This window comes from Janibacter sp. LM, from assembly GCF_039631275.1.
GTDB classification, from domain to species: domain Bacteria; phylum Actinomycetota; class Actinomycetes; order Actinomycetales; family Dermatophilaceae; genus Janibacter; species Janibacter terrae.
Map to the genome: position 1 here is coordinate 38,608 of NZ_JBDIVG010000003.1, position 17,815 is coordinate 56,422.

The window sequence follows — 17,815 nt, forward strand, 5'->3', positions numbered from 1 at the left end:
GCGTCAGGGTGTGACGGTGACCGTGTCCCGCCAGCCCGGGACCCAGGTACCGGAGCTGGTGTCCTTGCCGCTCAGGATGACCTCGTACTCACCGGGAGTGGCCCACTCGCCGTCGGCGAGGCGACCCTTCCACGTCACCGTGAGGTCGGTGTCGCCGGTGCGGGTGCTGCTGCGGTCGGAGATGACGCCGTGCTCGTCGCTGCGGATGCGCACCCGCCAGGTGACGTCGCCGCCCGTCTTGACGTTGAGCGCCGAGCCGCCGCTGCCGTAGGTGATCCAGCGCGGGCTCGTGCTCGGCCGGTAGAAGGCGGAGGACTGCCGCTCCTTGGCGTTGGTCCGGATGCCGGAGAGCTTGGACTGCAGGTACCGGCCGGGGCAGGCGGTCTGCCCGACGTTGCGGTGCCCGAGGACCGTCGGGCGCCACACGCCACCGATGGTGGCCTTGGCGGTGGGGTCGACGTGGTGGCGGCCGAGCTTCCACGCCATGAAGCGCTCGATGGCGGTCACCATCGCGGTCGGCGCGGCCGTGACGTCGTAGTCCCCCATCGCGGAGATGCCGAAGGTCTGCGAGTTGACGCCCCGCGCGTGCGCCCCGATGACGGCCCTGTCGAGGCCGCCCGCACGGCCCTCCCACAGGCGGCCCCACTTGTCGACGAGGACGTTGTAGCCGATGTCGTTCCAGCCGCGGCCGTTGACGTGGAAGTCGTAGATCCCGCGCAGGATCTGCGGCACGTCGTCCTTGGAGTAGGTGTTGATGCCGGCGGTGTGGTGCACGACGGCACCCCGCACCTCGCCGTAGTCGGGCTCGCCCTTGCGGATGGACTCGTCGGCTCCCCACTCGGCCCGGGTGTGGACGGTCGGACGGCGCTGGACGCCGTGCGCCGTGGCGGGCGGGGCGGAGCCGACGTCACCGTCCGCGTCGGAGGTCCCGGGGTCGACGAGGTCGACCTCGAGGTCGGACGGCCTCGCGCCTGCGGACTCGACCCTCACCTGCACGCCGTCGGACTCGGCCGTGACGAGCGGCTGGGTGCCGCCGCGCTGGGAGGCGGCCTCGGCGGACCCCGCGTCCGGACCCCCTTCGGCCTCGAGCAGGCTCCACCCGGTCCACCGGCCGGACGCCGCGTCACGGGTGCGGACGAAGGCCTCGACGTCGGTGCGCTCGCCGCTCCACGTCACGCCCGCGACGCGGAAGTCGCGGGTGGCCGTCGGGGCGGTCATGCCGACGACCTTGTCGTCGGACCTACCGCGCTGGGGGACGGCGGGCGCCGCCTTGAGCGCCGAGCGGTCGATGCCGCCGATGGGGATCGAGTCCCGTTGAGCCGGAACGGGTTTGGGGGCAGCGCTCGTGTCGACGACCGGCACGATGCTGATCAGGGAGGTCGCCGTGGCGGCGACGGTCAAGCGGGAGAGAGCACGACGAAGGGAGCTCACGAGGAGACCTCACAGGGGATTGGGTCCGATGGGCACCGGTCACGCTAACCGCCGTGCGGCGAGGCTGCAGTGCGGGGTCGCGTCAGCGCATGTGGGCCACGAGACCGAGCCACGAGAACCCGAGGTCGATGTCCGGCTCCGCCGCCGGGTCCTCCCACGGCACCTCGTTCTTCTTCTGCACGTAGTGGTTGGCGACCGGCGAGCTCGGGGCCGGGGCGGCACCCGAGAGCGCTGCCTGCACCGACTCGACGTACTTGGTGGCAGCCGTCTTGTTGAACTTGCCGTCCATCAGCGCCTTGCGCGTGCGCGGGTCGGACCCGACCGCGACGCGCAGCAGGCTCTGGTCGCCCTGCCCGCCGACGCCGATGACGAAGATCTTGGGGTTGGACATCTTGGACTTCTCGAGGGCGACGAGCTTGTGCCCTTGGGTGTGGACGGCGAGGACCTGCAGGTTCTTGGTGTTCTGCACGACCCCGAGGGCCGCGTCGAAGACGGCGTCTGCGGGGGAGTGGACGGGCAGGTCGATCTCGTGTGGTGCGCGCACGGGTGGCCTTTCGTCGGGGCGTCATCGGCGACGCTACCGGTCCCCACCGGCCGCGCGGGTCGGCACCCGCGCCCCTAGCCGCGGGCGCGCTGCCACCGGCCGTCGCGCCACTCGACGAGGCCCAGGTCCGCGAACTGGTGCAGCCAGGTGGTCATCGGCCACTCGCCCCACCGCTCGTGGAAGACCGCGGCGTTGCGCAGGATGGCGTCCAGGTGACGCACGGGCGGGGACTCGACCTCGTGGTGCTGGTGGTAGGCCCGCGCACCGCCGACCCAGCCGTGGCGTGCGCCGCGCTCGAGCACGAGTCGTCCGAAGTCGGTGTCCTCCCCTCCGTAGCCCGTGTACTCCTCGCAGAACCCGCCGATGCGTGACCAGGTGTCCTGCGCGAGCGCGAAGGACAAGGACCAGAAGAGCTCGGGACGGGGGTTGGGGAGCCGTTCGCCGGGCTCGGGTGCCGGACGACCGGGGTGGGGCGCGTCCGCCCCTTCGAGGGCGGTGAGGTCGTACCCGCCCGGGGGAGGCGGAGGCAGGTAGGTCACCGGTCCCGACCACACGACGTCCGGCTCGTCGGTCACTGCCGCGGTGTACGCCTCCACGAGGTCCGCTCCCGCGAGGCAGTCGACGTCGAGGAAGACCAGGACCCCGGCCCCGAGCTCGCGCGCCTCCTGCGCCCCGAGGTTGCGGGCGGCGGCGAGCGGTAGCTCGGGCGAACCGGTGCGCAGGTGGAGCACTCGCGCGTCGGGCACCTCGAGGTCCGGGTCGTCCATGGCGACGACCACGCGGTGGTCCGGCCGGCGGGTGCCCCGTGCCAGCGTCTGCGCCTGGTTGGCCAGATGGCGCCGGCGACCGTGCACGATGGTGATCGTCGCGACGGTCATGCCGCGTCGACCTCGCGCAGGACGCGGGCGAAGCGCTCGGCCGCGTCGCCGTCGCACCAGCCGCGCCACTGCTCGCCGTCGAGGGCGCAGGCTCGCTCGAGCAGACCCGCCCAGAGCGTGGGGTCGGTGGGCAGGGACGCGAGCACGAGGGCGGGCCACTGCTCGTCCCGCAGGGCGTGCCCCATCGCCTCCTGCTCGTCGAAGGGCCGCGGCTGCGGGAGGACGATGGCCGGTCGGCGCGCGGCGGCGGTCTCGGCGACGGCGTTCTGCCCCGCGTGCGTCAGCACGACGTCGGCGGAGCGCAGGACGGCGAAGGGGGAGTCGACCCAGTCCTGACCGCCGAGCACCGTCCAGGTCCACCCGGGTGTGTGCTCGCGTGCCGCCGCCAGGTCCCGCGCGGGCGGGCCGTCACCGCCGCGACCCCACAGGACGACGACGTGTGGCCGCACCGGCTCGCCCGCCGGGGGCGTCGGCGGCGACACGGGGGCGAACCGGGAGAGCCCGCCGAGGCAGCGCAGGCGCGAGTGCAGCTCCGACGGGAGACCGGTCGACATGCCGGCCGACTCGGGCCACATCGCGACGAGCGCGTCGCACACCCCGTATCCGAGCAGGTGCGCACGGTCGGACCGCGCGCCGGGCAGGACGACGCCGACGACGCGGACGCCGTGCAGCCGGGCGAGCAGGGTGACCTCGACGGAGTGATCGCTGACGACGAGGCTCGGGCGCTCTGCGTCCAGCCAGGACGACAGCTGCGACATCCTCTCCGACAGGCCGCGGTGCCCGACGGGGACCCAGTGCAGGTGGTCGTCGGCGGTCACGTCGGTGCACCCCTCAGCTCCGTCCGTGGGTGCGTCGTCCGCGAGCTGGACCCACTCGCCGGGCCACCCCGGGGGCCGAGGCAGGGTCGACAGTCCGGTGATTTCTTCGCCCCACGCCGCGGCGACGGACTGGGCCCGGTGGAGGTGCCCCGAGCCCTGGTGGTGCACGTAGTAGCCGATCACGCGCCGGCCGCCTCCAGGGCGTCGCGGTAGACGTCCTCGTAACCGTCGACCATGGCCCGGTGGGAGAAGCGGGTCTCCGCCGCGCGCCGGACCGCGTGCCGGTCCAGCACCACCGCGGTCCTGATGGCCTCCGACAGGCCGGGGACGTCGCCTGCGTCGGCAAGCGCACCGGTCTCGGGCGTGACGAGCTCGGTGAGGGCGCCGCGGGAGAAGGCCGCGACGGGCGTGCCGCACGCCATGGCCTCGGCGGCGACGAGACCGAAGGGTTCGTCCCAGGCCGGCGTCACGAGAGCGACCCGAGCCTGCCCGACGAGCCCGACGAGCTCGCGGTGCGACACGTGACCCACGTACTCGACGTCGTCGCCGAGGAGCGGTTCGACCTCGCGCGCGAAGTAGCCGTTGTCGAGCACCTCACCGGCCAGCCGCAGCGGCATTCCGGCCCTGCGCGCCGCGAGGATCGCCTGGTGCGGGGCCTTCTCCGGGACGATGCGTCCCGACCAGATCGCGGGCCCGCCGCCCGGCCCGGGCGTCCACTGGTCGAGGTCGACCCCGTTGGGGACCGCGGCGCTCGGCACGACGTCCGCCCAGGCCCTCGCCGTGGCCGTGCTGACGGAGACGAAGTGGCAGTTTGGCCCCGCGAACTGCGCGGCGGAGGTCAGCCAGGGGAGCGGCGGCGTGTGGAGGGTGGTGACGACGGGGATCTGGAGCGCGGACGACATGGCGACCGGCAGGTGGTGGAGGCTGTTGTTGTGCACGAGGTCGTAGGTGCTCCGCCCGCTGCGCATCAGGTCCAGCATCAGTCCGAGGTAGGCGTGGTGCTCCTCCATCCAGATCTCCGGCGGGGCGGCGACGTCCTTGCGGGCCGTCTCGTCGGGGGCGTAGAGGGCCAGCGGCAGCTCATGGACGTCCAGGTCCGGGTCGGACCCGGACCGGGCGAAGAGGGTCACCCGGTGTCCCCGACGTCGCAGTTCCTTCGCCAGCCCGTGGGTGTGCGCCTCGAGGCCTCCGGCGAAGGGCTCCCGGACGGGGAACCGGCTGGAGGCGATGAGGCAGATGCGCAGTCCCCGGCGCGGGCTGCTCATCGGAGCAACCGCCGGTAGAGGGACTCGTGGGCCGCGGCGATCTCGGTGCGCTGGCCGCGGCGCTCGTCGACGGTGAGCGCCGCGACGGGCCCCTGCTCGTGGGCGCGGGTGATGGCCCGCGCCAGGGTCTCGGGGTCGAAGCCGTCCTCGTCCATCTCGTACGACAGCACCGGCCCCTGCTCGGCGTAGTACCCGCAGGTGGGCGCCGCGACCGCTGTCCCCAGATCGCGACAGGCCTCGAGCCACCCCGAGTGGGTGCCGAAGCGGTACGGCAGCACCGAGACGTCGAGCGAGCCGAGGTAGGCCCACAGGGCGTCGTCGTCGAAGTAGTCGTGCACGCGCAGCTCGAGCAGTCCTCGGTCCGCGGCCTCGGTGAGGTGGGCGGCGAGCACCGCGTCGCGGCGGTTGCCGTCCGGGTCGAGCACGTCCCGGTGCCCGTTGACCTGCAGCACCCCGCCGGGCAGCCCGGCGACGGTCTCCTCGAGGACCGGCAGGATCGCCATCGGGTCCATGTTGGCCCGCAGGCTCTTGATGTGGAGGCCGACACGGAACTCCTCCCGCGACCCCAGCTGCATCCTGCGGGTGCGGTGCTCGTCCATGGTCGCGAAGTCGACGACGTGCGGGTGCGGCAGGACGATCGCCTCCCGGTCCCACCGGCGACGGATCTCGTCGGCGGCGCCGGGGGTGAGGGTGATGACGGCGTCCGCGTACTCCATGAGCACGTCGAGCTGGCGCCCGTGGGTGGTGCTGTCGGGGTGGTGCGGGTTGCGCAGGTCGTGGGCCGTGTAGACGAAGGGGGCGCCCCGCCCCCGTACGACGGACATCGCCTCGCGCAGCTCCTCGGGGTCCCGCGCGTCGAAGCCGAACTGGACGTGCAGCAGGTCGTACTCCGCCTCAGCCAGCCACGCCGGGTCCAGCATCACCGGTGGCCACCACTTCTCGATGGTGGAGCGGCCGGGGGCGTCCGGGTCCGGGTCCGCCAAGCGCTGGACGTGGGTCGGCTCCCCGTCGAGCGCGGCGATGTGCCGGACGTAGACGTGCGAGGCGGGGACGGAGGCGACCGTGATCGGCCCGTCCTCGCCCGTGTCGACGGCACCCGCCTGCACTGGCGATCGCTCGGTCATCCGTCTCCTCTCGGCGCAGGGGAGACGACCTGCGTGCTCGCAGCTCCTCCCCGAGAGCGTCTCTACCCCCGACTGAGTGGTTTCACACCACGAGCCGCGCACCTGTTGGTGCGCGGCCCGTGGTGACCTGACGGCTCGTCAGATCGCTCAGACGTTGGTGTCCGGTCGCTGTTGGTGCTGCTGCACTGCGTCGCGTGACTCGGCGGCGCTCGTGCTCACCTTGTCGGCTTGCTGCTGGCCCTGGGCCTTGACGGTCTCGGCAGCGTCCTGCGCCGATTCCTTGAGCGACTGGGCCGCCTCCTGAGCCGGCTCCTTGAGGTGCTCGGCGCCTTCCTGGGCCATGGACTTCGCCTCGTCGAGGATCGGCGCGGCCTTCTCCTTGGCGGTGACTGCGGCCTGCTTCTCCTTCTCGGAGGCCGGCAGCAGCGAGCCGAGCAGCCACCCGGCTCCCAAGGCCATGAGCCCTGCGGCCATGGGATTGCCCCTGGTCTTGCTCTTGAGCTGGCGGCGCGCCTCGTCGGCCCGGTCGCTCCCGCGCTCCGCGAGGGTCGGCGATGGCGGGTCGTCCACCCCCATGACCTTGTCCTTCAAGCCGGTCATGCCGCCCTTGACCTTGTCGGCCTGACGGCGGGCGATGTTGCCGGGGGTGACCGCCTCGCCCAGGGCGTCGACGTTGGTGCTGAGGTCGGACCGGGTCCGCTCGATCTCAGCTCGGATCTGGTCGGGGTCGTTGCTGGTCATGCGTGATCCTCGTTTCCCTTGAGCGCGTCCGGGACCTTCTTGGCGGTCTCGACCGTGCGCGGCAATCCTTTGACGTGCTTGAGCTGGGCGCGCCCGCTGACCGCGAGGATCGCGGCGAGGATGCCCCAGATGATGGCGACGATGACGGCCGCCCAGCCGCGGTTGTCCATCCATGAGCCCAGGGCCCACCACAGCGCGATCGAGAGGAACAACAGGGCGAACCAAGCCGCCAGCCCAGCGCCACCGAGGAGCCCTGCGCCCTTGCCCGCCTGGCTCGCGGACTGCTGTGCCTCGGCCTTGGCCAGGGCGACCTCCTGACGGATGAGCACCGACATGTCGCCTGCGATGTCGCCCACGAGCTGGCCGATCGACCCGACCTCGCCCTTCGCGTAGGTCTCGTGCGCCCCGTGGAGCGGTTCTGGCTCGGGCACCGCGTCCGAGACGTGCGCGTACTCGCGGGGGCGGCCGGTCAACGCCTCTTCGCCGTTGCCCGCGCCGTGACTGGTTGTCATCGGCCCTCCTGCGGCGGGGGGAGCGCGGAGCCGCCGGGGGCGCCGGGCACGGCCGTGCCGGGCACCTCGCCGATCCCGACGGTGGGCTCCACCAGGCCGGGGTCGGCCACGGGGACAGCGCTGACCGGGACGGTCGCGAGCGGCACGGCGCCGGTGGGAGCGGTGCCGGGCGAAGGGGGAGCGGGCACGCCGTCGTCGCCGGAGTCGTCCCGGGCATCGTCAGCGAGACCACGGACGAGGCGTCCGCCGAGGAACCCGAGGGCTGCAGCGCCTGCTAGGAAAGCGCCCGGGCGACGGCGGGCAAAGCTCGTGAGCTCGGCAAGCACGTCACCGGGCTCGCGCTGCTCGAGCCACTGCGACGCGGTGTGGGCCCGGTCGGCTGCTTGCCTGGCCAGGTCGGCCGCCATTCCGCCGTCGGAGCGTTCGGCCATGGTGCTCAGCTCGTCGCCCAGCGTCGACAGGCCGCTCGCGGCCCGTGCCTGCTGGTCGGTGGCCTGCTGACCGATCTCGCCCTTGGTCTGGTCGTAGAGGGCGCGGGCCTGGGTCCTGGCTTCCTGGGTGACCTCGGCCGCCTGTTCCTTGGTGGTGCTGGCGACCTGCTGGGCGCTGTCCTTCGCATCGGAGGCGACCGTGGCGGCCTCGTCCTTGGCGACGTCGCGCGTGCGGTCCGGCTCGTCGAAGCCGTGGGAGGGGAAGGCCGGCTGCGGCGGCTCGGGCCGGCGCGTGGGGTCCAGCGGCGGGGGCGGTGGGATCTCAGTCATGCGGCTCTCCTTGCAGGACGTGGAGGCGCCGCGAAGCGCAGGTCACCTACGAGGACGTGGCCGGCAGTGCCGGCCAGCAGCATCGTGATGGTGCCCATGGCAACCTCCAGAAGTTGGTCGTGCTTGGTGGTCCCTCATGGCTACCCGCAGGGTCGTGAATGAAACCGCGACGGCCACGGAAGAAGGACGCCGCGGGGAACCACAGCGCGGAGGGGACCACGGGGGTACCAACTCGGACGCGGCGGGAGAGCGGTCATGACGGCACCGGGGCCGGGAATGACGAAGACCCCCGATTTCTCGGGGGCCTTGCGTGGAGCCGCCTGTCGGAATCGAACCGACGACCTTCTCATTACGAGCACGAAGGGTGCTCCGGTCGGCCCGGTTGCGGGCGGTGCAGTCGGTGCGTTCCCTGAGTTCTACGCCCCGTTGTGCGCCGAGGGGGTACCACGGGGGTACCAGAAACCGCGGAGGTCCATCGCCCCGATAGCGGAGCAGAGAAGAGCTCGTAGAGGTTCGGTCAAGGCCCCTTCTTCGCGATGCCGCCCACCGCATGTTCGGGAGGACATACCTGGACCATGCAACCGAGCTGGGCCTTGACGGGTTCTCGAAGAGGTCGGATCGTCGCCCGCCGGGGAGATGGATCGGACGAGAGTCGCACCCCACCCGCGCCGCCGACAAGCGTGCGTAGGTGGGGTGCGCGTAGGGCGAGGAACGAGCCCGGAGCGCGGGGGTCCCTACCGGAGCGCGCGCCGGAGGCGTGCGCGCGGGCCGGAGGCCCGCCTTGAGTCAGTAGGGAAAGTCATCACACGCGGGGGACGGGAAGTCAACAGGCTGCGTGGCGCAGCTGACCGAGATAGATCCGGCACCTGCCATCATCGAGATAGATCCGGCATCTGCCATCATCGAGCTAGCAGGGACGGGGAGGAGCCAGATGAGTGACTTGATACCGAATTTGGGTGACTTGTGCGCCAAGTTGCCGGCCAAGGATGTTGCGCCTGATGCTCACGAGTTCGTAGAGCAGTTGGCAAAGGCAAGCACTCCAGGCGAGGTCAACGCCAACATCGATGCATTGGTGGACCGTTGGTTGAAGGTGCCCGATGACAGTGAGTGAGCCAGTCGCCCCTACAGTCCCTCGGATCCTGCGCCTGCGGATTCGAGGGTTTCGCTCCTATGGGACCGAGATTCGAGAGATCGAGCTTGGTTCGCCCATCACGGTGATCAAGGGCGACAACAGCCAGGGGAAGACGGCGACTGCCGAGGCGCTGGAGTTCCTCTTCACCGGGCTCAGCAGCAGGCGAGTTCTCCTCGGTGCAGCAAAGGCTGAATACGAACGGATGCTCACCAACGTTCATTTGCCGCATGGTGACTCCGACGTCTGGGTGGAGGCGGACGTTCGGTGCAGCGACGGTGTGGAGCGCACAGTCCGACGTACTTTGACAGCGGACTACACGGGTTCGTCTGATTGCGAGAGTACGATCAGCGTGGACTCTCAGCGAGCCGAGGATCTCGATGTACTGGGGATCCCTTTGGGCGAGCCGCCACTAGCGGCGCCGGTCCTTCTCCAGCACAACCTCCGGTACGTGTTGTCTACGGCGCCGCAACAGAGGGCCTCGTACTTTCGTGCGTTGCTTGAGTTGACGGACCTTGACCAGGTGCGGCAAGCCGTTGAACGTGCCAAGGCTCGTGTTGCTGGGATTCCTCCGTTGCCATGGGTTTCCACGCTCGCTGTCCTGCAGAACGCCACGCGAGCAAACTCCGCCGCCAGCGCGGCCGCTGACAGCGTGGAGGCTGCCACCGATCTGCCGTCGGTGACGGCAGGTCTTGTGTCAGTGGCGATGGCTCTCAGTCCTGCCGCTACGGGCCGAACCGCAGAAGAGGTGATTACGGAGTTGCGCGCCGCAAAGCAGCGGGCGGAGGAACGTGTCTTTCCCCTAGTGGCGCTGACCCCGACGATCTCCAACTTGCCCCCTCGCCTAGACGGTTCTAGTTTCGTAGGAAACATCGCTGCCTACATGGAGCGGTTGCGGGGTGTCGAGGCGGAGGCGGCGCGTCTCGCGCCAGTCTTTGAGGCAGTACTGAGACACCCCCATCTGGGTGCTCTGACTGAGGCCACAACTTGCCCCGTCTGCGAACAAGGGAGCCTCGGGCCCGACCGCATTCAGCGAATTCGCGAGCAGTTGGCTTCTTCGGCGGACATGCAGATCGCCGCGTCAGCTGTCATGAGTGAGTTGCGCTCCGTGTTGACCAGCGTCGAGGGCGCCATCCAGGCGCTGTGGACCGTTTTGCCTTCGGCGCAGGACTGGGACGACCGAACGTGGGCAGAGGTCGCGGCGCATCGTGACGATCTCCTTGGTTCCAGGCCGACTGACTGGCCGAGCCTCAACTCCGGTGAATCGGCGCAAGGCGCAATCTCTCGAGCTCGCCACCAGGTCCAAAGGCTCGAAGGGATTCATGAACAGGTCAAGACCGCTACCGAAGAACTGATCCGAAAGGTCAACGAGCGCGCTGCGATTCAGGATGAGTTGTCGGGGTTGCTTGATCAGTTCAACGAAGGTATTGGCGTCTTCCGCGACGAGATCGGCGGCCTGATGGACGTTGTCGGTCGGCTACACGAGGAAATGGGTGAGAAGCTGCAGTTGGCGACGCTGACACATGGCGTCCGCGAGGTCCTCGACCTACTGGAGCACCGTGAAGAACTGCATCACGAGCTGACGCTCTCACGACAACGCGACCGCACAAGACTGCGGGTAGAGGCGCTTGGTCGGTTGCTCCAAAAGGCCGAAAAGAGTCTTCTTGACGAGCGCTTTGACAACATGGGTGCTGAGATTGATCGGTGGTGGGCCACCTTGCGCCCGGACGAATTAGTGCGTTTCGGCGGGGTTGGCCGTCGCGCGTCAGGCCGCCGGTATGTGAACCTTACCGCTGAGCTTGCGGTCTCTGAGGAGGCCCAGCCACAGGTCCGCGATGCGGTTGGAGTCTTCAGCGACAGTCAGCTCAACGCCTTGGGTCTAGCGGCCTTCCTCGCGCGGCAGCGCCTGCTCAACAGTCCGGTGGTGGTCCTCGACGATCCATTGCCGGGGTACGACCCCGAGCACCGAGTGACGTTCACCTTGAACACCTTGGGGGCTCTCCTGGATGGAGGAGTTCAGGTCATCGTGTGCACGCATGACCCGAAGTTGGCCGTCAACATTGTCGAAGTCCAAGGCCATCGCGGTGCCGAGCACTATGAGTTGACACTGTCAGACATGGCTGAAGGTACGGCCGTCACGAATGAGACCGACGTTTTCGGGCGATGCGTACTTGAGGCACAGGACGCGATCGCGAGCCTGACTGTCGATGGCAGGCGCAACGCTTCGAACGCGCTGCGCCGCGCAGCGGAGAGGCTGGCGAAGCAGATTATTGCGACAGGCCGAACCCAAGCCGGGACCGTCACGAGGGTGTCCGAGGTCGGCGACAAGGTCCTTAGCGAATTGATCCCGGAGGTGCTCGGATTTGCCCTTGGCCAGGACGAACGAGGTCGCTGGAACCTCTGGAGGACGAGCCTGAACCCCAGCGCCCATGACAATGAGGTTCCAGCCTCGACGACCCTCAAGGTGATTCTCGGCGACATCAAGCGACTTCAGAAGGATCACGTGCGCCACTGGCCGGGTGGTTTGCGCAAGTAGTACCAGTCGCGATGACTCCGCAGCCGGGGCAGCCCGTGACCGGATCGCAGGACTCCTCTTCGAGCACCAGGCACGCTGGAGCCTGCGTCACCGCACCCAGGTGGAGGCGGGGAAATCAAGGAGAACATCGCATCGGTCGCAGCGATCGGGCGCGTCAGGGCAGACGCAACTAGGGTGGGGCATCGTCGAGGTCCTTGGGCGAGCAGAGGTAAAAGTCCGCTCATCATCGAGGACCTCGACGTCTACACTCAGTTACCCCTCACCACCGGCGCGCCCACACTCAACTCTGAAGAGCCGACAAAGTCCGGCGCCTAGTGACTAGACCAGCCCGCGTAGCCTGGCAGCGTCTTCTAGGTCGTCCCTAAATCGATCGAGGGTTGCGAGCGTGTACATGCCGTCGATTTGTTGAGATTCCCAGAGCGAGTGGATCTTGCGGAGGTCCGACTTGCGCGACTTCCAGCCGATGCCGTCGATAACTGCGATGACGAACTGGCGAGGGAGCCGAATCTCGGCCATTTCTTCGATCTCACGCACGGCATCTGTGAGTTTGCTACCCGTTGAGTCAAAGCCCTTGGCCGCGACAACGATCTGAGCATTACCCGAATCTGGCACCACAAGGTCGCACGGTGCAGTGCGTCCGCTCCGTCCTGTGAACCGCGTCCGAGTCTCGTACGGCAGATTGAGGTCGACGGCTATGGCTTCGATCTCATCCTCGACCTTTCGCCCCGATTGTCCTGCTTGGGTGGCCGTCACTCGGCTACCCGCCCGAGCGACAAGAACGTCGCCAAAGTCGTACCTGCGGGTCTGTTGCGTAGTGAGCATGCGCAGGAGGTCAAAGTCTTTGTCGAGCCAGGTCACCAGGTCGACAGCTCGTTCCCTCGCGAGCGTGACCCAGCCTGAGGTGTCGAACTCATCGCGGAGAGCGTTCTTGAGTTTCTCTTGGCCGAGACCAACTACCAGCCCGAGTACCGGAACCCTTGTCGGATTCGCCTTTGCCCAAGCGGCGAGGCTCGCTAGGTCCACTGCAGGGAGCAGAGTAAGTTGTTCCGCTGCGTCCTTGATTTCCTCCGCCTCGGGAGTCGACGCAGTCGGGTCGATATGAGCGGTAAGCCGACCAAGGGTCCCTAGGTACTCATCAAACGTGACGGCGCCGCTCATCCGTCACGTCCAATGAACAGGTACTCGCTCACATCGCGCCGCGTGGCGGCCGCATGAGTTCCGAAATGGTACTTGTGGTCAATCGAGACAACCTCGACAGATGTCTTGACTTTGCCGAGAAGGTCGACAATTCGGGCCGCGTCGGGGATCGCGTTAGACGAGTACGACAACACAATCGCGCCCGCACCTTCGAAGTGCTCAAACGTTCTCAGCAAGGCATCTTCAATGGTCCGCTTGTAAGCGAACGGCGTGTATCGCTTCTCGAGCTTCTTGGTCTTGGTCTCTTCCATGATCGTGACGCCACGCCAGTACACGCTTAGCCCTTCAAGGAAGTGATAGCGCTTGATGTAGTCGTTGTCGTCGCGCGGCGGAGCGTACGGCGGGTCCAGGTAGGCGATGTCCGGCTCGCGGTCTTCGATGTCGAACACTTCGCCTCGCACTGACTTGCTGCGGGCCCTATTGCTGAAAACTGTGGCGTTGTAGTCAGCCACGCGTTCGCGGAAATGCTCGCGAAGTGACAACTGCAGGTCGCGCCTGCCGTCGGCGTACCGTGTCGAGTCAGTGAAAGTGAATACGCCTCTAGGTTGCTTGCGTGCCGCCGAGAGAACCAGGGCCGACAGTGCGAGGTCCTTCTTGTACCCCGTCAACCGGTCGATGTGCGACCAGGCAGAGTCAAGGAATTGGCGGTCCTCAGCTGTGAAATAGAGGCCATCGAATGTGGACTGGATGAAGTCGCGGTCATCGGCGGGCGGGCCGAGGATGGCTTCAACGGTGTCCTCATCGAGTCGTACGGAGGAGTTCTGCACGGTGGCTCGCGAGATGACACTCGGGAAGTTCAAAAAGTCATTGCTGGTGACTCGGAAGCCTTGGGCCTTGAGCAGGTACGACACGACGCCCGAGCCGGAGAACGCATCGACGGCGGTCGCCCCGCCCAGATCGGCGAACACGCGCTCAAGGTGCGGAAGGAGGCGGTACTTGGAACCCATGTACCGCAGCCGAGGGAAGGACTGCGCTCGCTCGAGTACCTGAGTTGAAGTTGCTTCGATCGCTCGTCCCACGGCCATAGTGGCTACCGTAGGCCTTGGGCGCTGGCGAGGCACGTTGCCTCGCTCGAAGTGTCCCTCCTTGCGCGAGAGCCAGATTGACCGATGGCGTCGAGCAGGCTTGGCGGGGACGCCCCGAAGGGGCGCGCGACCTCACGACCGAGACGGCTGACACGTGAAGCGCAAGCATGGTCGTCGGTGGGATCAGGTACGCGAAGCCCCGCTGTCGCCCCCGCGAGCCGCGGCATCCGCGCCCTAAACAACGACTGCGCCGTAGGTGACGCCGCGAAGGTTGGGACGGGCTGCCCGCATGCCTCATTTCTCGCTTGGTTCATGTTGGGGCGGCGTGTATCGCCTGTGGATAACCGGGCCCACAGTTGAGCCGCGTCTGTTGTGCTGGTCGTGTCGCTCGGGAAGCCGCTAGGACCTGATGGCTCGGATCGCGCCGCCGGTTCATGCTTCCGAAAGATGCGTAGTGCACTGTGCGCTGCGTACCGTTGTTGTTGGGCGATCGTCCCGACAACCAATCAGCAAGGGGTGCTCAACGTGATGGGTTTCAACTTTTCCTCCCTGCCGGCCGCGATGCCGGCGGACATCGTCAACACCGGTGGCCTCAAGGACGAGCTCTTCGGGCTCTTGGGCATCGGCATCATCGCGGTGGGCCTCGTGGCCCTCTTCGCCTTCGGCACGAAGAAGTCCGGCGTCCGTGACCTGCTCTCGACGCTCGGTGGCGTGCTGATCGTGTTCCTCATCGTCGGTCTGGCCGGCCTCGTCGGCACCTCAACGGGCCGCGACATGGTTTCGGCCATCTTCAACTTCTGAGGTGGGCTGCCGTGCGACTGACGACGGACGACCGCGTGTGGCGGTTTCAGGGGCGGTTGGTCGAGGTGGACGGGATCGAGATCCCCATGCACCCGCGCTACGTGGCCGTCTTCATCTTCCTCGCGTTGGCTCCGCTGCTGGCGCTCCTGTTCTCGCCGCTGGGGTGGTTCCTCGCAGTTGTCTCTGGAGCGGTCTTCGGCGGGATCGGCGCATGGATCCTCGCCGACTCTGTCACCGGTGAAGTCCCCTTTGGGGCGTGGCTCCGGATCATCCGGTCCGAGGTAGAGGCCCGGCGGCGGTTCCGTCGTGACCGCCTGGACCACGACGTAAAGGTGGGTGGCCTCCGATGAAGATTGGACGCGCAAACCAGAAGCGGGCGAAGGGGGAGCTCGACACCTCGCTCCCGAAGTCCTACGACTGGCAGCTAAAGGGCATCTCTGGGCACGTCACGACCGCCCGTGGTGAGGTCCGCGCCTGGTACGTCCTACGCGAGGTCGACTGGGAGTTTCTCTCGACGGACCAGCGCGAAGCGCACATTCACAACGCCGGCCGCTTACTGGCTGGCCTCGCCGGTCGCAGCGTGCACGAGCGGGTGTCGTCGATGCCCTTCGCGGCGTCGATGTGGGCCGCTGCCCTGGACGCGGGGACACCGAGCCCCGTCGACGAGGACGCGTGGCGTCAGTACCTGACGGGTGGCCAGCGGGTTCTCGCGTCGAGATCGCTCTCGGCAACTCCGGTCCTGTGGGGTGTGTCCGTCGGCAACGAGTCCACGGTCTCGCGCTTCCTCGCTGGATTCGGCAAGGGCGACCGTGCTGGCCGGGCTTCGGACCGACTGAGCGGTGACATCGAGAATCTCGATGCGCTCATGGAGTCCATCGGTCGGCCGGCCACCCAGCGCGAGGTCGAGTGGCTCGTGTCGAGGTCGCGTGGTCTCGGCCTGCCGAACCCGTCCCCTTCGTGGGTCGCGGGAGCGGAGCCGGTCGACGTCTTCGACCTAGCCGGCGTGATGGATCAGGTCGAGGTGCATCCGGGCGCGGTCGGTTCCCGCACAGTTCGACTCGTCGGCTCGCCGGACCGGTCCAAGACCGTCGACCCCGTCGAGACGCACGTGGCTGTGCTCTCGATGGCTCGAATGGAGGATCGATCGATCCCCGAGACCTCCCCGCCCTGGGCCGCCTACGCGCGCCGTTTCGGTGGCTTCGAGATGTCCTCGCACTTCGTCGTGCGCGACGGCCGCGGAGCGGCCAAGGACGTCGAGAAGCGGCTGCAGCTGATCCACGACCAGAAGGACCAGTTCCAGCGGGTCGACTCCCGGATGGAACCGCCGATGCTCGGGCAGGCGCACAAGGCCGCGCGAGCGATGAAGCACGAGATGGAAGAGGGCTATGGCACCGAGGCCACCCGCGTCTACGCGTACGTGCGCTTTGCCGTGGCTGCGCCGACGAGCAAGCAGGCGCTCGAGCGCGCCCAAGGCCTGATCAAGCACTACGAGGCCGAGCGCATCGACCTGAAGTTCATGCGCAACGTCGAGGGTGCCTATCGCGAGTTCGTGCCGGGCGAGGGCATCTCGACGACCGCCCACCTGCGGCACATGCCCGTCATCACCTACGCGGCCGGCCTGCCCAACATCTCGAGCCGCCTCGGCGACCGAGAGGGCCACCTGATCGGCTCGACCGTCGGGGCCGGCGGTCATCCCTTCATATGGGACATGCACCAGGGCATGGAGCGCTTCTCCCGATCGGGGCTGACGCCCCTCGTCTCTGGGCTGGGCGGTGGCAAGTCAACGCTCATGGGTCTGCTCGCCGCACTCGAAACCCTGTCGAACGTCTCCACGACGGTCTTCGACCCGTCCGGACCGCTGGCCAGAATCACGAAGTGGGAGCCGATCGCGTCTGTCTCCAGCTCGCTGAACCTGCTCGACGCTGCTGAGGGGACGTTGTCCCCCTTCGGCGTCGTGGTCGACCCCTCGCTCGAGTCCGTCGAGGCCGACGACGCAGTCCAGGAGAAGTTGCGTGCGATCGCGACTCGGCGGGAGCGGGGCGAGTACCTCGAGCAGAAGTGGCGCGATGCGCAGCAGGTCGCACGCATGGAGCGCACCGCACTGGCTCTGGACGCGATGCGCAGCATCCTCCCCGAGGGCGTCATGTCAGGCGCCATGACCGAGGTCTTGCTCTCCCGGGCGCTGGCCCAGCAGACGAGCCGGCAAGACGCATCTCTCGCCGACGTCGTCGAGCTCCTGGCAGACCGGTCTCTCTTCCCCGAGGACATGGCGCGCACGCTCTACGAGAGCCTGCATCAGATGATGGACCACCCGCGCACGCGGCTGTTCTTCAACCCCGGGGCGCAGGAACAGTCGTCGTCGCGGCTCCTCGTCATCACCCTGCCGGGTATGAGCCTGCCGAAGCAGGAGGCGGAGCGCTCGTCCTGGTCCGTCGACGAGCGTCTCTCCGTCGCGGTGCTCAACCTCGCCGCACAGTTCGCCTCCTCGCGCATCTACTCGGGCGGCATGAACGAGCGAAAGTTCGTCGGTCTCGACGAGGCACACCGCCTCTCCGAGTGGGCGTCCGGCCGCAATCTCTTCGCCCGGCTCGAGCGCGACAGCCGCAAGTGGAACGCGCGCATCGTCACCAGCTCGCAGGACCGCCACACCGCCCTGTCAGCACAGTCCGCCTCGAAGGCACTCATCAGTGACGCCTTCATCGGCGCCCTGGACGACCCGGACCAGCAGGAGGACGCCCTGCGTCTGATCGGCGTCAAGACCGGCGTGGGGTACGAGCAGACGCTGGGCAATCTCCGATCCCCCGAGGGAACGCCTGAGAGTGCCGAGTACCGCGACTTCGTCGCCCGGATCAACGGCAAGGTCGGACGCTTCCGCGTGAACCGGGACCTGCTGCCGGGGCTGTGGGAACTGCTCGACACCCGCCCGAAGGGGCAGGAGCGCCGAGCCCTGGGCGGGACCACGAGCGAACTGGAGTGGGTCTGATGCGCTCGGCAACTCGGGGCCTCGTGACCTTCATCGTCGGTGTGCTCGGGTTCCTGGTCTGGGGAGCGTC

Annotated in this window: 16 protein-coding genes; 5 read left to right on the plus strand and 11 right to left on the minus strand. The window is 68.1% G+C overall.

Going from position 1 to position 17,815, the window contains the following annotated elements:
- Nucleotides 1-3 precede the first annotated feature (3 nt).
- The 9 genes from ABC138_RS02185 to ABC138_RS02225 form a co-directional block, all read right to left on the minus strand.
- The gene (locus ABC138_RS02185) at nt 4-1,431 is read right to left on the minus strand and encodes an N-acetylmuramoyl-L-alanine amidase (protein ID WP_345912612.1); all 1,428 of its coding nucleotides are present in this window, start codon (nt 1,429-1,431) and stop codon (nt 4-6) included.
- 82 nt (nt 1,432-1,513) lie between these two features.
- Nucleotides 1,514-1,975, minus strand: a complete 462-nt coding sequence (locus ABC138_RS02190; RefSeq protein ID WP_345912613.1) for a hypothetical protein — start codon at nt 1,973-1,975, stop codon at nt 1,514-1,516.
- Between the two features lie 74 nt (nt 1,976-2,049).
- Nucleotides 2,050-2,853 carry a galactosyltransferase-related protein gene (locus ABC138_RS02195; protein WP_345912614.1) on the minus strand — a complete coding sequence of 268 codons (804 nt, stop codon included), beginning with the start codon at nt 2,851-2,853 and terminating at the stop codon, nt 2,050-2,052.
- Entirely contained in the window at nt 2,850-3,854 is a 1,005-nt protein-coding gene (locus tag ABC138_RS02200) for a glycosyltransferase (RefSeq protein WP_345912615.1), read from the minus strand. The genes ABC138_RS02195 and ABC138_RS02200 overlap by 4 nt, the downstream gene beginning before the upstream one ends.
- Nucleotides 3,851-4,936 (minus strand): glycosyltransferase family 4 protein, encoded by a 1,086-nt coding sequence (locus ABC138_RS02205; RefSeq protein WP_345912616.1) that lies wholly within the window; start codon nt 4,934-4,936, stop codon nt 3,851-3,853. The genes ABC138_RS02200 and ABC138_RS02205 overlap by 4 nt, the downstream gene beginning before the upstream one ends.
- Complete coding sequence (locus tag ABC138_RS02210) at nt 4,933-6,060, minus strand: glycosyltransferase family 1 protein (RefSeq protein ID WP_345912617.1); 1,128 nt, start codon at nt 6,058-6,060, stop codon at nt 4,933-4,935. Before ABC138_RS02210 ends, ABC138_RS02205 begins: the two co-directional genes overlap by 4 nt.
- Nucleotides 6,061-6,207: 147 nt before the next feature.
- Nucleotides 6,208-6,801, minus strand: coding sequence for a DUF3618 domain-containing protein (locus tag ABC138_RS02215; protein WP_345912618.1), 594 nt, complete (start codon nt 6,799-6,801; stop codon nt 6,208-6,210).
- Nucleotides 6,798-7,313, minus strand: coding sequence for a phage holin family protein (locus tag ABC138_RS02220; RefSeq protein WP_345912619.1), 516 nt, complete (start codon nt 7,311-7,313; stop codon nt 6,798-6,800). The genes ABC138_RS02215 and ABC138_RS02220 overlap by 4 nt, the downstream gene beginning before the upstream one ends.
- Entirely contained in the window at nt 7,310-8,074 is a 765-nt protein-coding gene (locus tag ABC138_RS02225) for a hypothetical protein (protein WP_345912620.1), read from the minus strand. Before ABC138_RS02225 ends, ABC138_RS02220 begins: the two co-directional genes overlap by 4 nt.
- Nucleotides 8,075-8,909: 835 nt before the next feature.
- Between ABC138_RS02225 and ABC138_RS02230 the strand changes: the two genes are divergently transcribed.
- Together ABC138_RS02230 and ABC138_RS02235 are read left to right on the plus strand one after the other, a co-directional pair.
- Nucleotides 8,910-9,185 (plus strand): hypothetical protein, encoded by a 276-nt coding sequence (locus ABC138_RS02230; RefSeq protein WP_345912621.1) that lies wholly within the window; start codon nt 8,910-8,912, stop codon nt 9,183-9,185.
- Complete coding sequence (locus ABC138_RS02235) at nt 9,172-11,739, plus strand: AAA family ATPase (protein ID WP_345912622.1); 2,568 nt, start codon at nt 9,172-9,174, stop codon at nt 11,737-11,739. The genes ABC138_RS02230 and ABC138_RS02235 overlap by 14 nt, the downstream gene beginning before the upstream one ends.
- 318 nt (nt 11,740-12,057) lie before the next feature.
- Here ABC138_RS02235 and ABC138_RS02240 read toward each other — a convergent pair whose 3' ends face one another.
- On the minus strand, nt 12,058-12,897 hold the full coding sequence (locus ABC138_RS02240) for a hypothetical protein (protein WP_345912623.1): 840 nt from the start codon (nt 12,895-12,897) through the stop codon (nt 12,058-12,060).
- Nucleotides 12,894-13,883, minus strand: coding sequence for a DNA adenine methylase (locus tag ABC138_RS02245; protein WP_345912625.1), 990 nt, complete (start codon nt 13,881-13,883; stop codon nt 12,894-12,896). Before ABC138_RS02245 ends, ABC138_RS02240 begins: the two co-directional genes overlap by 4 nt.
- A 603-nt stretch (nt 13,884-14,486) precedes the next feature.
- Between ABC138_RS02245 and ABC138_RS02250 the strand changes: the two genes are divergently transcribed.
- Genes ABC138_RS02250 through ABC138_RS02260 form a run of 3 tightly spaced genes read left to right on the plus strand, consistent with a single transcriptional unit; the run spans nt 14,487 to nt 17,745 of the window.
- Nucleotides 14,487-14,762 (plus strand): hypothetical protein, encoded by a 276-nt coding sequence (locus ABC138_RS02250; RefSeq protein ID WP_345912626.1) that lies wholly within the window; start codon nt 14,487-14,489, stop codon nt 14,760-14,762.
- Nucleotides 14,763-14,773: 11 nt separating this feature from the next.
- Nucleotides 14,774-15,112, plus strand: coding sequence for a hypothetical protein (locus ABC138_RS02255; protein WP_345912627.1), 339 nt, complete (start codon nt 14,774-14,776; stop codon nt 15,110-15,112).
- Nucleotides 15,109-17,745 carry an ATP-binding protein gene (locus ABC138_RS02260; protein WP_345912628.1) on the plus strand — a complete coding sequence of 879 codons (2,637 nt, stop codon included), beginning with the start codon at nt 15,109-15,111 and terminating at the stop codon, nt 17,743-17,745. Before ABC138_RS02255 ends, ABC138_RS02260 begins: the two co-directional genes overlap by 4 nt.
- The last annotated feature ends 70 nt before the right edge of the window (nt 17,746-17,815 follow it).

Excerpts from the sequence above, each read along its gene's own strand:
- ABC138_RS02195 (WP_345912614.1), bottom strand. The coding sequence starts at position 2,853 with ATGACCGTCGCGACGATCACCATCGTGCACGGTCGCCGGCGCCATCTG.
- ABC138_RS02205 (WP_345912616.1), bottom strand. The coding sequence starts at position 4,936 with ATGAGCAGCCCGCGCCGGGGACTGCGCATCTGCCTCATCGCCTCCAGC.
- ABC138_RS02210 (WP_345912617.1), bottom strand. The coding sequence starts at position 6,060 with ATGACCGAGCGATCGCCAGTGCAGGCGGGTGCCGTCGACACGGGCGAG.
- ABC138_RS02215 (WP_345912618.1), bottom strand. The coding sequence starts at position 6,801 with ATGACCAGCAACGACCCCGACCAGATCCGAGCTGAGATCGAGCGGACC.
- ABC138_RS02220 (WP_345912619.1), bottom strand. The coding sequence starts at position 7,313 with ATGACAACCAGTCACGGCGCGGGCAACGGCGAAGAGGCGTTGACCGGC.
- ABC138_RS02225 (WP_345912620.1), bottom strand. The coding sequence starts at position 8,074 with ATGACTGAGATCCCACCGCCCCCGCCGCTGGACCCCACGCGCCGGCCC.
- ABC138_RS02235 (WP_345912622.1), top strand. The coding sequence starts at position 9,172 with ATGACAGTGAGTGAGCCAGTCGCCCCTACAGTCCCTCGGATCCTGCGC.
- ABC138_RS02240 (WP_345912623.1), bottom strand. The coding sequence starts at position 12,897 with ATGAGCGGCGCCGTCACGTTTGATGAGTACCTAGGGACCCTTGGTCGG.
- ABC138_RS02245 (WP_345912625.1), bottom strand. The coding sequence starts at position 13,883 with ATGGGTTCCAAGTACCGCCTCCTTCCGCACCTTGAGCGCGTGTTCGCC.
- ABC138_RS02260 (WP_345912628.1), top strand. The coding sequence starts at position 15,109 with ATGAAGATTGGACGCGCAAACCAGAAGCGGGCGAAGGGGGAGCTCGAC.